14 protein-coding genes are annotated in these 13,262 nt (G+C 41.1%); 7 read left to right on the forward strand and 7 right to left on the reverse strand.

Translation table 11 applies throughout. The features are described 5' to 3' along the window. Window positions 1–4 precede the first annotated feature (4 nt). The 4 genes from pta to HMPREF8571_RS07470 are packed head-to-tail and all read right to left on the reverse strand — an operon-like array spanning window position 5 to window position 3,389. Window positions 5–979 (reverse strand): phosphate acetyltransferase, encoded by a 975-nt coding sequence (pta, locus tag HMPREF8571_RS07455; protein ID WP_000451565.1) that lies wholly within the window; start codon window positions 977–979, stop codon window positions 5–7. Between the two features lie 43 nt (window positions 980–1,022). Further along, window positions 1,023–1,919, reverse strand: a complete 897-nt coding sequence (locus tag HMPREF8571_RS07460; RefSeq protein ID WP_001209988.1) for an RluA family pseudouridine synthase — start codon at window positions 1,917–1,919, stop codon at window positions 1,023–1,025. Beyond that, window positions 1,916–2,734 (reverse strand): NAD kinase, encoded by an 819-nt coding sequence (locus HMPREF8571_RS07465; protein WP_000799067.1) that lies wholly within the window; start codon window positions 2,732–2,734, stop codon window positions 1,916–1,918. The genes HMPREF8571_RS07460 and HMPREF8571_RS07465 overlap by 4 nt, the downstream gene beginning before the upstream one ends. Next, window positions 2,718–3,389 carry a GTP pyrophosphokinase gene (locus HMPREF8571_RS07470; RefSeq protein ID WP_000151560.1) on the reverse strand — a complete coding sequence of 224 codons (672 nt, stop codon included), beginning with the start codon at window positions 3,387–3,389 and terminating at the stop codon, window positions 2,718–2,720. Before HMPREF8571_RS07470 ends, HMPREF8571_RS07465 begins: the two co-directional genes overlap by 17 nt. Before the next feature lie 129 nt (window positions 3,390–3,518). Between HMPREF8571_RS07470 and HMPREF8571_RS07475 the strand changes: the two genes are divergently transcribed. From HMPREF8571_RS07475 to HMPREF8571_RS07505, 7 genes are all read left to right on the forward strand, one after another. After that, window positions 3,519–4,088, forward strand: coding sequence for a CYTH domain-containing protein (locus HMPREF8571_RS07475; RefSeq protein ID WP_000811125.1), 570 nt, complete (start codon window positions 3,519–3,521; stop codon window positions 4,086–4,088). 111 nt (window positions 4,089–4,199) lie between these two features. Further along, window positions 4,200–5,159, forward strand: coding sequence for a ribose-phosphate diphosphokinase (locus HMPREF8571_RS07480; protein WP_001283848.1), 960 nt, complete (start codon window positions 4,200–4,202; stop codon window positions 5,157–5,159). A gap of 9 nt (window positions 5,160–5,168) precedes the next feature. Beyond that, on the forward strand, window positions 5,169–6,284 hold the full coding sequence (locus tag HMPREF8571_RS07485; protein ID WP_000639643.1) for a cysteine desulfurase family protein: 1,116 nt from the start codon (window positions 5,169–5,171) through the stop codon (window positions 6,282–6,284). 4 nt (window positions 6,285–6,288) lie between these two features. Beyond that, a complete protein-coding gene (locus HMPREF8571_RS07490; protein WP_000863530.1) occupies window positions 6,289–6,636 on the forward strand; it encodes a DUF1831 domain-containing protein in 348 nt (115 codons plus the stop codon). A 6-nt stretch (window positions 6,637–6,642) separates the two neighbouring features. Then, window positions 6,643–6,858 carry a DUF4649 family protein gene (locus HMPREF8571_RS07495; protein ID WP_004240172.1) on the forward strand — a complete coding sequence of 72 codons (216 nt, stop codon included), beginning with the start codon at window positions 6,643–6,645 and terminating at the stop codon, window positions 6,856–6,858. 82 nt (window positions 6,859–6,940) lie between these two features. Beyond that, window positions 6,941–7,582, forward strand: coding sequence for a redox-sensing transcriptional repressor Rex (locus HMPREF8571_RS07500; protein WP_000660646.1), 642 nt, complete (start codon window positions 6,941–6,943; stop codon window positions 7,580–7,582). 15 nt (window positions 7,583–7,597) lie between these two features. Beyond that, window positions 7,598–8,287 (forward strand): gamma-glutamyl-gamma-aminobutyrate hydrolase family protein, encoded by a 690-nt coding sequence (locus tag HMPREF8571_RS07505; protein WP_001040040.1) that lies wholly within the window; start codon window positions 7,598–7,600, stop codon window positions 8,285–8,287. Here HMPREF8571_RS07505 and radC read toward each other — a convergent pair. The 3 genes from radC to HMPREF8571_RS07520 form a co-directional block, all read right to left on the reverse strand. Then, window positions 8,284–8,964, reverse strand: coding sequence for a RadC family protein (gene radC, locus HMPREF8571_RS07510; protein ID WP_000286936.1), 681 nt, complete (start codon window positions 8,962–8,964; stop codon window positions 8,284–8,286). The two genes, HMPREF8571_RS07505 and radC, sit on opposite strands and share 4 nt — an antisense overlap. 42 nt (window positions 8,965–9,006) lie before the next feature. Then, window positions 9,007–11,298 carry a DNA helicase PcrA gene (gene pcrA, locus HMPREF8571_RS07515; RefSeq protein WP_000992890.1) on the reverse strand — a complete coding sequence of 764 codons (2,292 nt, stop codon included), beginning with the start codon at window positions 11,296–11,298 and terminating at the stop codon, window positions 9,007–9,009. Window positions 11,299–11,500: 202 nt separating this feature from the next. Beyond that, the gene (locus HMPREF8571_RS07520) at window positions 11,501–13,171 is read right to left on the reverse strand and encodes a formate--tetrahydrofolate ligase (RefSeq protein ID WP_000845244.1); all 1,671 of its coding nucleotides are present in this window, start codon (window positions 13,169–13,171) and stop codon (window positions 11,501–11,503) included. Between the last annotated feature and the right edge of the window lie 91 nt (window positions 13,172–13,262).

A 13,262-nucleotide genomic window follows, 5' to 3' on the forward strand; every position in this document is an offset into this window, starting at 1 on the left:
TTTCTTATTGATGAACCGCTTGGGCAGCAGTGATAAGGGTCAACTTGTAAACATCGTCAGAGTTACATCCACGAGAAAGGTCGTTTACTGGTTTATTCAAACCTTGCAATACAGGACCTACAGCCGCGAAGCCACCAAGACGTTCTGCAATCTTATAGCCAATATTTCCTGCTTCGATACCAGGGAAGATAAAGACAGTTGCTTGCCCAGCAACGTTACTTCCTGGAGCTTTCAATGCTGCAGTTTCAGGGTGGAAGGCTGCATCAAATTGCAATTCTCCATCGATTTCAAGGTCAGGACGCAAGTCATGAGCAATTTTAGTAGCTTCCACTACCTTATCAACACTTTCACCAAATCCTGAACCTTTAGTAGAATAGCTTAGCATGGCAATTTTAGGTTCGATGCCAAACATTTTAGCTGTAATAGCTGAGTTGATAGCAATCTCTGCCAAAGCTTCTGCATCTGGATTGATGTTAATGGCACAGTCACCAAATAGGTAACGTTCTGTCCCACGAACCATGAGAAAGGCACCTGAAGTGCGGGATACATTTGGACGAGTTTTAATGATTTGGAGTGCAGGACGAACTGTTGCAGCTGTTGAGTGAGTAGCACCTGATACCATTCCATCAACATAGCCCATGTGAACGAGCATAACACCAAAGTAGTTGACATCTTCAAGCAAAATCTTACGAGCACCTTCTTCACTCATTTTACCTTTACGACGTTCAACTAAGGTAGTAACCATTTCTTCGAATTGAGGATAGTGTTGAGGGTCAATCACTTCATAGCCGTCCATAACCCCTTCGATTTCAAGATAAATTTTGATTTTTTCTGGGTTCCCAAGCAAAACCGGAACAACTTCTGTTTCTTTTACCAAGCGTTTGGTTGCCTGAAGAATACGAGGTTCTTCCCCTTCAGGGAGAACAATACGAGCATTTTTGCCAACTAGGTTGGCTTTGAGATTTTCAAAAACTTCCATGAGTTTTCTCCTTTAAGAAATTAAATTATACTCAAAATAGATTTTAAAGAGTATTAGTTGATAACTGAGTAATAAGATTGTTAAAATCATCTGGCAAGGGGCTTTCCAGCTCTAGCTGACGCTCCAAGAAGGGATGATAAAATGATAAGAAATGGCAATGCAAGGCCTGTCGTTGAATCCCATCGTCTAGGCTGCCTCCATAGAGATCGTCTCCCAACAAGGGAAAACCGATATGAGAAAAATGCACTCTGATCTGATGGGTTCTCCCAGTATGCAATCGAATATCGATCAGGTGAATATCTCCATAAGACGCGACAACTTTGTAAGAGGTATGGGCGTATTTTCCACCCTTGGCAACCCTTCTCGTGATAATGGAGTCCACATCACGCGCAATCGGGGCAATAATCTCCCCTTCTGGTTCCAAATCCCCATTGCCCTTAACCAAGGCAAAGTAACGTTTTTCGATAGACTTTCGTTGCAGTTGCTTGTCTAATCGTGCATGAGCATAACCGTGCTTGGCAAAGAGCATCAAACCAGATGTATCCCGATCCAGTCTGGTCACGATATGAACCTGCTGGTTTTCGTATTCCTGCTTAACATAGTAGCCTTTGATAAAATTCGCAATGGTATTGGAATGATTGACACTGGGAATAGAGGCTACTCCATAAGGTTTATTCAAAACCAAAAAGTGGTCATCCTCAAACAAGATATCTAAAGGACGGTCAATGGCTTCAAGGGTTTCAAAGCCTTCCTCTGCTGGAATATCAATGGTAACCCTATCTCCAATATCTAAGAGATAAGTCGCATTCTGAGGTTGATCATTGACTAGGATAGCCCCACCTCGAAACTTTATCTTAGCCAACAGTCCTTTAGAAACCTCGTGTTTCTTCAGAAAGGTTTTGACCTTGACATGTTCATCTGCGATAAATTCGAACCTCATTCGTCCACCTCGCCGATGAAGGCATCTTTGACACGATTCCAGAAACTAGTGTGGCTTGGTGTCGCTACGAAATGAATCTTGTGATGGTCGATTTGATATTCAATTCGTTCAATATTTCGGAAAGAATAGGTACTATTGTCAACAGATAGCGTGTGGTAATCATTGCGTGTCGGTAAGAGTTCAATCTTATCTTTTTTGGGAATAATGATTGATGAACCCAAAGTGCGATAGACTCGGTTGTTAAGACTTGCTATTTCCGTCAACTGTAAGGCTTCAATGGTAGGATGCAAAACAGCTCCACCCAAGGACTTGTTGTAGGCGGTGCTCCCTGTTGGCGTTGAGACAGTCACACCATCTCCACGAAAGCGCTCGAATGGAACATGGTTAATGATGATATCTGCAACCATGGTGCGGTCTGATCGACGGATGCTCGCTTCATTTAGAGCACGGAAGGTTTTTACATCACCGTTTTCAAGTGTCACTTTGACATTCAGGACTGGATAAGAAACCTTGGCTCCAGAATCCAGTTGGAGATTGGCAACCAACTGGTCCAACTCAAAGTCACGGTAATCCGTGTAAAATCCCAAGTGTCCTGTATGTACACCTACAAATCGAACCTTGTCTAACTGGTTCTCGTACTTGTGAAAAGCAGACAAAAGCATCCCATCTCCACCAATCGAAATAACGATATCGGGATTGGTATCATTAATTATAAAATGCTGTTTTTTGAGTTTTTCCCTCAGTTTATGTAAAACTTTCTGACTCTGCGGCTTTCTATTAGCTATGAGGTCAACTCGCTTACCTGTATTCTTCATCTGTATCGTCACTATTTCCTACACCGTCGTTTAGTTTTCTACTCAAAGGATCAAAGAGTGCCTGAGCTTCCTGAATGTCATCTCGAATCTTGCCCATTTCTTCATCTAGCTGATGAGCTATTTTGGCAGTGATTTCCAGTCTTTCTTTTATTTCCTCTGGAAAGTCCCCCTGGTACTTATAATTGAGCGAATGCTCAATGGTAGCCCAAAAGTTCATAGCCAAAGTCCGTATTTGAATCTCGGCGAGAATGGTCTTAGCCCCATTTATCGTATCTACAGTATATTCGACAACAACATGATAAGAACGATAACCCGACGCCTTACGATGGTTGATATAATCTCGTTCCTGAACGACTCTCATATCGTGACGTTTACGTAGAATTGCAACAACTTCTTCCACGTCGTCAACAAACTGAACCATGACACGTAGCCCTGCGATATCTTGCAAGTCATTTTCCAGAGTTGCATAAGTAATTCCTCGACGAGCCATTTTTTCTTTGATACTTTCAATCGGTTTTACCCGACCAGTTACAAACTCAATCGGAGAATGCTTGTTTTGCTTACGGTACTGTTTGCGAATCCCACGAAGTTTAATCTTCAATTCACCAACAGCTTGAATGTAAGGATCTAAAAATTCTTCCCATTCTATGGTCATATTTTCTCCCTTTTAGTATGAGATTGTGCAGTTAAAAATTTTTGATTTTTTCACTACAATCTTATACAATAAATACATTGTACATTATACCATAAATCCGCTTTCAAAGATAAAGAAAAGGTTAGAAAAATGAAACAATTAGAAATTGAACTGAAAACACTACTGAAAAAAGATGACTACAATCATTTAAAAAAACAGTTTGCCCATATAGCTCCTGTTCACCAAAAAAACTACTACATTGACACGCCTGATTTCCAGTTGCGCGAAAAAAAGGTTGCCATGCGCATTCGCGCCCTTTCAGATTGCGCTGAATTAACCTTGAAAGTTCCTCAAACTATTGGCAATATGGAATACAATCAAAAAATGACTCTTCCAGAAGCTGAATATTATTTAGAAAAACAAATCCTACCTCAAGGGATGGTTATGGAGAAACTTACTGAGATTGGTATTGAAAGCCATAACTGGCTTATTCTAGGTTGTCTTGAAACGATTCGTTACGAAATGGAAACCGATATCGGTTTGATGGCCTTAGATCAAAGCCATTACTTTGGTCAAACCGACTACGAACTGGAACTTGAAGTCACTGATTTTGAACAAGGAAAAGTCGATTTTCAGCAATTTTTAGATGAAAATCACATAACTTACCAGAAGGCTCCATCAAAATTAATTCGATTCATTAAAAACATGAAAAAAAGCTGAAATAATCTCCTTTTTTTGGTAAAATAGAAAAGATAAAAATAATAGAATCTTCATTAAGAAAAAGAAACTTTTCCAAAGAAGATTCACAAAGTTTACAGAGGACGGTCTATAATGTCAGATAGAAACAACATGAAACTTTTCACCCTAAACTCTAACCCAGAAATCGCTCAAAAGATTGCTGATACTGTTGGTGTCCCTCTTGGAAAATTATCTTCACGTCAATTTTCTGATGGTGAGATCCAAGTCAATATCGAAGAGAGTGTTCGTGGGTATGACGTCTATATCATTCAATCAACAAGCTATCCAGTTAGCAACCACTTGATGGAATTATTGATTATGGTTGATGCCTGTGTTCGCGCCAGTGCTCATAGTATCAACGTCGTCCTTCCTTACTTTGGCTATGCGCGTCAGGATCGTATCGCTTCTTCACGTGAACCACTGACAGCTAAATTGGTTTCAAATATGTTAGTAAAAGCTGGGGTTGATCGTGTTCTAACTCTCGATCTCCATGCTGTACAGGTACAAGGTTTCTTCGACATTCCTGTGGACAATCTTTATACAATTCCTCTATTTGCTAAACACTACTGTGACAAAGGCCTTCTTGGTTCTGATGTCGTTGTGGTTAGTCCAAAGAACTCTGGTGTTAAACGCGCTCGTAGCTTAGCTGAATACTTGGATGCTCCAATCGCTATCATAGACTATGCACAAGATGACTCAGAACGAAGTGAGGGCTATATCATTGGGGATGTTGAAGGTAAGAAAGCCATCCTGATTGACGATATCCTAAATACTGGTCGTACTTTCTCTGAAGCAGCAAAAATCGTTGAACGCGAAGGGGCAACTGAAATCTATGCGGTCTCTAGTCACGGCCTCTTTGTAGAAGGTGCTGCTGAACTTCTAGACGCAACTAACATTAAAGAAATCCTTGTAACGGACTCTGTAGCAACAAAAGAAAGAACTCCTAAAAATGTATGTTACATTACTGCTAGCGAATTGCTTGGTGATGCTATCATCCGTATTCATGAAAGAAAACCAGTCAGCCCACTCTTTGCCTACAACAAAAAGAAATAAGGTGATTCTTTGATTTATTTGGACAATGCTGCAACTACGCCTATGTCAGCTGTAGCTATCGCAGAAATGACCAAGGTTATGCAAGAAACCCATGGTAATCCTTCAAGTATTCACAGTCATGGTCGTCATGCTGGTAAAATGCTCCGTGAAGCTCGTCAGGACTTGGCTCACTTACTTGGAACCAAACCTCAACATATCTTTTTCACGTCTGGTGGTACAGAAAGTAACAATACAGCTATCATTGGCTATTGTCTCCGTCATCAGGAACGTGGCAAACATATCATCACTACAGCTATTGAACACCATTCTGTCCTTGAGACCATTGATTATCTGGTTCAACATTTTGGCTTTGAAGCGACAGTTATCCAACCAGTAAATCAAGAAATCACTGCCCAACAGATTCAAGAAGCTTTACGTGACGATACCATCCTCGTTTCAACCATGTATGCAAATAATGAAACTGGGAATCTCTTGCCTATTGCTGAGATTGGACATATTTTAAAAGACCACCCTGCTGCTTATCATGTAGATGCTGTTCAAGCTATCGGGAAAATTCCTATCCATCCCGAAGAATTAGGAATTGATTTCCTTAGCGCTTCTGCTCACAAGTTCCATGGTCCAAAAGGAGTTGGTTTCCTCTACGCTTCATCTATGAACTTTGATTCCTACCTTCACGGTGGGGACCAAGAGCAAAAAAAACGGGCTGGAACAGAAAACCTCGCTGCCATTGTAGGCATGGTTGCTGCTCTCAAAGAAGATCTGGATTATCAAGTTGATCATTACCAAAAACTAAGCAAACTTAAAGCTACTTTTTTAGAAGAGATTGCCGATTTAGACTACTATCTCAATGAAAGTCAAGACCAACTGCCTTATGTTTTAAATATTGGTTTTCCTGGTCAGAAAAATGATTTGCTTTTACTTCGGTTAGACCTTGAGGGAATTTCAATTTCAACTGGTTCCGCTTGTACTGCTGGTATTGTGCAAACCAGTCATGTACTCGAAGCTTTCTATGGACCCGATTCGCCTCGTTTAAAAGAATCTGTCCGTATCAGTCTCTCTCCTCTTAATACTGAGGAAGAACTGAAACAACTCGCACAAACCTTAAAAAATATTATTGGAGATTAAACTAATGGCATTCGAAAAAACCATTAAACTACAAAACTGTCGCTACAACTACACACTTAGTCCAACTGTTAAAAAGTTCACACTAAAAGACAATACTTTCTTTGAAACAAAAGTAGGAAACTACGAACTGACTCGTCTACTTGAGAAAGTGCCCAACAGTGGTGAAGGTTTCAAACTAAAAATCATCATCAATAAAGACCTTACAGGTGTTAAACTCAACATTACTGATAAATCCGGTCTTCGTTTGGTAGATATCTTTAAATCAGAGGAACACCATATCCACCAAGAAAAATTCTACTTCCTCATGGATAGTCTTGTAGAACGTGGGATTTTCACTAAAGAGGAAAGATAAGGCCTCATGTATCGTCTCACCTACCTAGATAGTTACCAAATTGAGCGCATACTTGAATATACCGACTACGATGAGCTCATGTTATCCTTATCAGGATGCGTGACTCTACCAGATACATTTCTGGTCACCTCATTAACCCTTAACGGTAAAGTGATCTACCAAGGTTTAGTCGGAGATCTCTATCGATTTCTATCACAAGTTCATTTTTTAGATAAAAACTAAGAATTTTCTTAGTTTTTTCTTATTTTTGTTGATTTTTTCACAATGTTTCTATAAAATAGAAGAATAGAAAGGTTGTGATTTTGTGAAAGAAAAACAGTCTGCTATTCCAAAAGCAACAGCAAAAAGACTCTCACTTTACTATCGAATTTTCAAGAGATTTCATGCAGAAAAAATCGAACGTGCCAACTCTAAACAAATTGCAGAGGCTATCGGTATCGATTCGGCGACTGTCCGTCGTGATTTTTCCTACTTTGGTGAACTAGGAAGACGTGGATTTGGTTATGATGTTAAAAAACTCATGACATTTTTTGCTGACCTCCTAAATGATAACTCCATCACCAATGTTATGTTGGTTGGGATTGGTAATATGGGGCATGCCCTTCTCCACTACCGCTTCCACGAGCGCAACAAGATGAAGATTATCATGGCCTTTGACCTGGATGACCATCCTGAAGTTGGTACTGAGACTGCTGATGGGATTCCCATCTATGGTATATCTCAAATCAAGGAAAAGATTAAGGACGCAGATGTTAAAACTGCTATCCTAACTGTTCCAAGTGTCAAATCCCAAGAAGTAGCCAACCTCTTGGTAGATGCTGGTGTAAAAGGTATTCTCAGTTTTTCTCCTGTCCACCTGCACCTTCCAAAAGATGTGGTCGTTCAGTACGTTGATTTGACAAGTGAACTCCAAACCCTCCTCTATTTTATGCGGAAAGAGGATTAGAAAGCGAAAGCATTTATGAATAAACCAGTTATTGGGATTACAGGAAATGAAAAAGCTCATCCAGATGATGACATCATGATGAGCTATGCAGCAAAAGGCTTTGTTGAAGGAGTCAAGGACGCTGGCGGAATTCCCATTATCCTTCCGATTGGTGACCAAGAAATGGCACATCACTATATTAGCATGATTGATAAACTCATCCTAACTGGTGGGCAAAATGTCGATCCAAAATTCTATGGTGAGCCAAAAATAATTGACAGCGATGACTACCATTTACAAAGGGATATCTTTGAACTAGCTCTTATCAAAGAAGCTATCCAGCAGAAAAAACCGATTTTTTCTGTTTGTCGTGGTACCCAGCTTTTTAATGTTGCCATGGGAGGCACGCTTCACCAAGATATCGAAGACCACTGGCAGGATTGTTCAGCCGAATACACTACCCAGCGACTTCTTACCGAACCAGATACTGTTCTCAGAGAAATTTACGGAGAAATCTCTCATATTAACTCCTTCCACCATCAGAGTATCAAGGATTTGGCTCCAAATTTAAAGGTTGTGGCCTATGATCCCAAGGATAGGATTATCGAGGCAGTCGTAACAACAGATGACATCCCATTTCTCGGCGTCCAATGGCATCCAGAATTTCTATTTGAAAATCGCCCTAAGGATAAAACACTATTTGACTATGTTGTTAATGAACTTTAAATCAGATCAGTCTTTTCACGGTAACTAAAGTAATCAGAATGAGAGACAATCAGATGATCCAGAAACACCAGTCCCATTAGTTCACAGGCTTCCTTGACTAACTTGGTTACATGGTCATCATTTCGGCTAGGTGCTACTGCGCCTGAAGGATGATTGTGGACTAAAATAACAGAAGTCGCCATATGCTTGATGGCATAGTGAAGGATTTCCCTCGGTTCAGCAATGCTACGTGTCGCGGATCCGATAAAGATGGTCTGCTGATGAATGATTTGATTTTGAGTATTGAGATAGAGCGCCACTAGGTGCTCTTGTTTTTTGTCGCCAAGTTCCTGTTGCATTTTTTTAGCTAGCTTTTGACTGCTGAGAATACTTTCCATCTCAAGAGTTTCATGCTTGTGAACACGATTTCCTAGTTCAATCACTGCTTGTAGTTCAATAGCTTTAATGCGTCCAATACCAGACAGACTCTGCAATTCCTGCAGGGTCATTTTTTTCAAATCAGTTATACTGTTGAGACTATTCAACACTTTTTGGGCAATTTCAAAAACATTAGCCTTACGCGTTCCGGTTCTGAGTAGTATAGCTAGCAATTCTTGATTGCTCAGTGCCTCTACTCCTTCTTTAACCAGTCTTTCTCTAGGCAAAAGTGAATCTTCTTGGAATGAAATGCTGTACATAAAAATCCTCCTCACTATATTATTCGTGAGAAGGATGGAAAATTAGATTTTTTTCTCAATTGGTGCCACACTGGCTAGGAGTTTTTTCAGGCCGACTTCTGGGAAATTGATTTTCAGTTCCTGCGTATCGCCACTACCTGAAACTTCAAGGACCGTTCCCTCTCCCCACTTCTTGTGAAGGGCAATATCCCCGATAGACCAGTTGGTATCGCTCGTATCAGTTTTATTTCCAGCTGTAAATTGTCCAAACGGGAGACTACTTGACTGGATAGAGCTTGGTGCAGCCTTGCGTTTTCTTTCTTGAAGCGCCTGAGCCAAACTCATTCCTTGACCGAAAGCAATCCCACCACTGCTATAAGAAGCCTTGAAACTGGTATTAGCAGGACGAGCCAAGCCTTGATATTCAAGCAAGTCCGAACTGATTTCATTGATGAAACGTGTTGGACGGTTATAGCTTGTACGACCGAAAAGCAATCGTGAGTTAGCATTGGTCAAATAGAGGATTTTTTCAGCGCGCGTGATACCGACATAGGCCAAACGGCGCTCTTCTTCTAGCTCATCAGGATCCTCAGCTGCACGGCTAAGCGGAAAGACATTCTCCTCCATCCCGATGATAAAGACGACTGGGAACTCGAGTCCCTTAGCAGCGTGCAAGGTCATCAAGGTCACTTCTGATGTCTCCTGACTACCAGAGTCCGTATCAGCAATCAAGGCTAGGTCATTCAAGAAACGACTGAGTTTATCTAAACCTGTTTCCTCTTCTTGACTATCAGGATTGTCGTCAAAATTCTTAGTAACAGATAGGAACTCTTCGATATTCTCAACCCGAGCCTTGCTTTCTAACGTCGCTTGGGCATTAAGAATTTCGACATAACCTGTTTTTTCAAGAACTGCTTCAACCAACTCTGTAATGCTTAATTGATCCAGTTGCTCCCGCAAATCCAAAATCATATTGGCAAAATCCCAGATAGACTGGGCTGCTTTTCCTTTGATGCCGGACAGCATGATATTGGCTGAAGCGTCTAGCATGGACATCTCTTGTAGGTTAGCAAAGTCGCGAATTTTCTCAACAGTACCTGGCCCAATTCCACGTTTCGGCTCGTTGATAATGCGCTCAAAACTGATATTATCACTCAGATTGGCAATGAGGTTAAGATAAGCGATAATGTCACGGATTTCCTTACGGCTGTAGAACTTGGTACCACCAACCATAGTATAAGGGATATTAGACTTGAGGAGGGCCTCCTCAATAGTACGGGATTGAGCGTTAGTACGGTAAAGCACTGCAAAGTCTTTGTGAAGAAAGTTTTGGCTACGACCAAGTTCATCGATGGTTTTGGCTACAAAAACAGCTTCATCTTGTTCGTCATTTGCACGATAATAAATAATCTGCTCCCCATCAGCATTCTGGGTCCAGAGATTCTTAGGACGACGATTTTTATTATTTTTAATGACATCATTGGCGGCTTGAAGAATGGTTTTGGTTGAACGATAATTTTCTTCTAACAAAACTACCTTGGCTTGAGGGTAATCTTTTTCGAAATCCAAGATATTCTGCATATCAGCTCCTCGCCAACCGTAGATGGACTGGTCCGCATCTCCAACTACACAGATATTTTTAAAGCGAGATGCCAAGAGTTTGACCAATTGGTACTGGGCATGGTTGGTATCTTGATACTCATCTACGTGGATGTATTGGAACTTCTGCTGATAGTAGGTCAAGACATCAGGATTTTGATCAAAGAGACGCAGGGTCAACATGATTAAATCATCAAAGTCAACGGACTCAGACTGACGAAGCTCTTTCTGATAGGCTGTGTAACACTGGGCCACGATTTGCGTGTACATATCTCCAGCTTGGGCAGCATAAGCCACATCATCAATCAAGTCATTCTTAGCATTGGAAATAGTCCCCAAAATGGTTCGTTCATTCCATTTTTTAGGGTCCAAGTTTAATTGCTTGAGGATTCGTTTCATGAGGGTTCGCTGTTCACCAGGATCTACAATAGTGAAATTACGATTGTATCCAATATGATCTGCATCATGACGCAGAATACGAACACACATGGAGTGAAAAGTCGCAATCAGACAGTCCTGAGTAGCTGGATTAAGACCATAAGCACGCTCTTTCATCTCACGCGCAGCCTTGTTGGTAAAGGTAATGGCCAAGATATTCCAAGGATTGACCATCTTTTCATCAATCAGATAAGCAATACGGTGAGTCAAAACTCGGGTCTTTCCTGAACCAGCCCCCGCCATGATTAACAAGGGGCCTTCAGTCGTTTGCACCGCCTCAGCCTGACGGTCATTCATTCCATTCAATAATGCGTTCATTTTCTCTTCCTTACTCTTGAAGTCAATGTTTCTATTATATCAGAATTCAAGTAAAATAGAAACTTTACAGAGAGCACTTTGACAAGCAAAATTTTCATCAGTGCTTACAAAACATGTATTTTTCAAATGAAGTTGAGGTTATTCTTTGACAGGAAAAAGAGCTTGGATAGCATTTCCAAACTCTTTTAATATCATCTAAATCTTAGAACAAGCCTAGAACGGTTCCGTCGCTTTCAACATCCATATTGAGAGCTGCAGGTCGTTTTGGAAGTCCTGGCATGGTCATGACATCACCAGTAAGGGCAACGATAAAGCCAGCCCCTAATTTTGGTACCAATTCACGAATGGTAATTTCAAAGTTCTCTGGCGCTCCAAGTGCATTTGGATTGTCTGAGAAACTGTATTGAGTTTTCGCCATACAGATTGGCAATTTATCCCAACCATTTTGAACGATTTGAGCGATTTGTGTTTGAGCTTTCTTCTCAAAGTTCACTTTGCTACCGCGATAGATTTCAGTAACAATCTTTTCGATCTTTTCTTGGACAGAAAGGTCGTTGTCATAAAGGCGAGTATAGTTGGATGGATTTTCAGCAATAGTCTGAACAACCGTTTCGGCAAGCGCTACTCCACCTTCCGCGCCATTGGCCCAGACACTTGCTAGTTCAACTGGCACATCAATAGAAGCACAGAGTTCTTTCAAGGCTGCGATTTCAGCTTCTGTATCAGAAATAAATTCGTTAATAGCGACGACTGCAGGCACTCCAAATTTACGGATGTTCTCAACGTGGCGTTTCAAGTTAGCAAAACCTGCACGGACCGCTTCAACATTTTCTTCTGTCAAAGCATCTTTAGCCACCCCACCATTCATCTTAAGGGCACGGAGGGTTGCAACAATGACTACCGCATCTGGAGAAGTTGGCAAGTTTGGTGTCTTGATATCAAGGAATTTCTCAGCTCCAAGGTCCGCACCAAAACCAGCTTCAGTGACTGTATAATCAGCCAAGTGAAGGGCTGTTGTTGTTGCCAAGACAGAGTTACATCCATGAGCGATATTGGCAAATGGACCACCATGTACAAAGGCAGGTGTACCATAAATTGTCTGAACCAAGTTCGGTTTAATAGCATCCTTCAAGATTAGAGCCAAGGCACCTTCAACCTTCAAATCACCTACAGAAACAGGGGTACGGTCATAGCGATAGCCAATAACGATATTCGCCAAACGGCGTTTCAAGTCCTCGATGTCCGTCGCCAAGCACAAAATCGCCATGATTTCAGAAGCAACTGTAATATCAAAACCATCCTCACGTGGAATACCATTTAGAGGACCACCAAGACCAACGGTCACATGGCGCAGAGCACGATCGTTCAAGTCCACAACACGCTTCCAAATAATACGACGTTGGTCAATTCCCAGTTCATTTCCTTGGTGCAAGTGGTTGTCAATCAATGCAGAAAGGGCATTGTTAGCAGTTGTAATGGCATGCATATCCCCAGTGAAGTGGAGGTTGATGTCTTCCATTGGAAGAACTTGCGCATAACCACCACCAGCGGCACCACCTTTAATCCCCATTACTGGACCAAGAGACGGTTCGCGGATAGCAATCATGGTTTTCTTGCCAATTTTGTTTAAGGCATCTGCAAGACCGATGGTAATGGTTGACTTTCCTTCACCCGCTGGTGTTGGGTTAATAGCAGTAACCAAGATTAATTTACCAACTGGATTGTTCTCAACCGCACGAATTTTATCAAAACTAAGCTTAGCCTTGTACTTTCCGTACAATTCCAAATCATCGTAAGAAATACCAAGTTTCTCCACAACATCCACAATTGGCTTCAACTCAATACTCTGTGCGATTTCAATATCTGTTTTCATAGCAAACTCCTCTAACATCTAATATGATAACTCATTATAACACAAAATGAGATTTTTAACACCCATCTTGCTTGCTAATGTTCGTAAATAT

This window comes from Streptococcus mitis ATCC 6249 (assembly GCF_000146585.1).
Taxonomy (GTDB): Bacteria; Bacillota; Bacilli; order Lactobacillales; family Streptococcaceae; genus Streptococcus; species Streptococcus mitis_AZ.

Bases quoted from the DNA above. Each gene is read 5' to 3' on its own strand.
- pta (WP_000451565.1), bottom strand. From the start codon at position 979: ATGGAAGTTTTTGAAAATCTCAAAGCCAACCTAGTTGGCAAAAATGCT.
- HMPREF8571_RS07460 (WP_001209988.1), bottom strand. From the start codon at position 1,919: ATGAGGTTCGAATTTATCGCAGATGAACATGTCAAGGTCAAAACCTTT.
- HMPREF8571_RS07465 (WP_000799067.1), bottom strand. From the start codon at position 2,734: ATGAAGAATACAGGTAAGCGAGTTGACCTCATAGCTAATAGAAAGCCG.
- HMPREF8571_RS07470 (WP_000151560.1), bottom strand. From the start codon at position 3,389: ATGACCATAGAATGGGAAGAATTTTTAGATCCTTACATTCAAGCTGTT.
- HMPREF8571_RS07475 (WP_000811125.1), top strand. From the start codon at position 3,519: ATGAAACAATTAGAAATTGAACTGAAAACACTACTGAAAAAAGATGAC.
- HMPREF8571_RS07480 (WP_001283848.1), top strand. From the start codon at position 4,200: ATGTCAGATAGAAACAACATGAAACTTTTCACCCTAAACTCTAACCCA.
- HMPREF8571_RS07490 (WP_000863530.1), top strand. From the start codon at position 6,289: ATGGCATTCGAAAAAACCATTAAACTACAAAACTGTCGCTACAACTAC.
- HMPREF8571_RS07495 (WP_004240172.1), top strand. From the start codon at position 6,643: ATGTATCGTCTCACCTACCTAGATAGTTACCAAATTGAGCGCATACTT.
- HMPREF8571_RS07505 (WP_001040040.1), top strand. From the start codon at position 7,598: ATGAATAAACCAGTTATTGGGATTACAGGAAATGAAAAAGCTCATCCA.
- radC (WP_000286936.1), bottom strand. From the start codon at position 8,964: ATGTACAGCATTTCATTCCAAGAAGATTCACTTTTGCCTAGAGAAAGA.
- pcrA (WP_000992890.1), bottom strand. From the start codon at position 11,298: ATGAACGCATTATTGAATGGAATGAATGACCGTCAGGCTGAGGCGGTG.
- HMPREF8571_RS07520 (WP_000845244.1), bottom strand. From the start codon at position 13,171: ATGAAAACAGATATTGAAATCGCACAGAGTATTGAGTTGAAGCCAATT.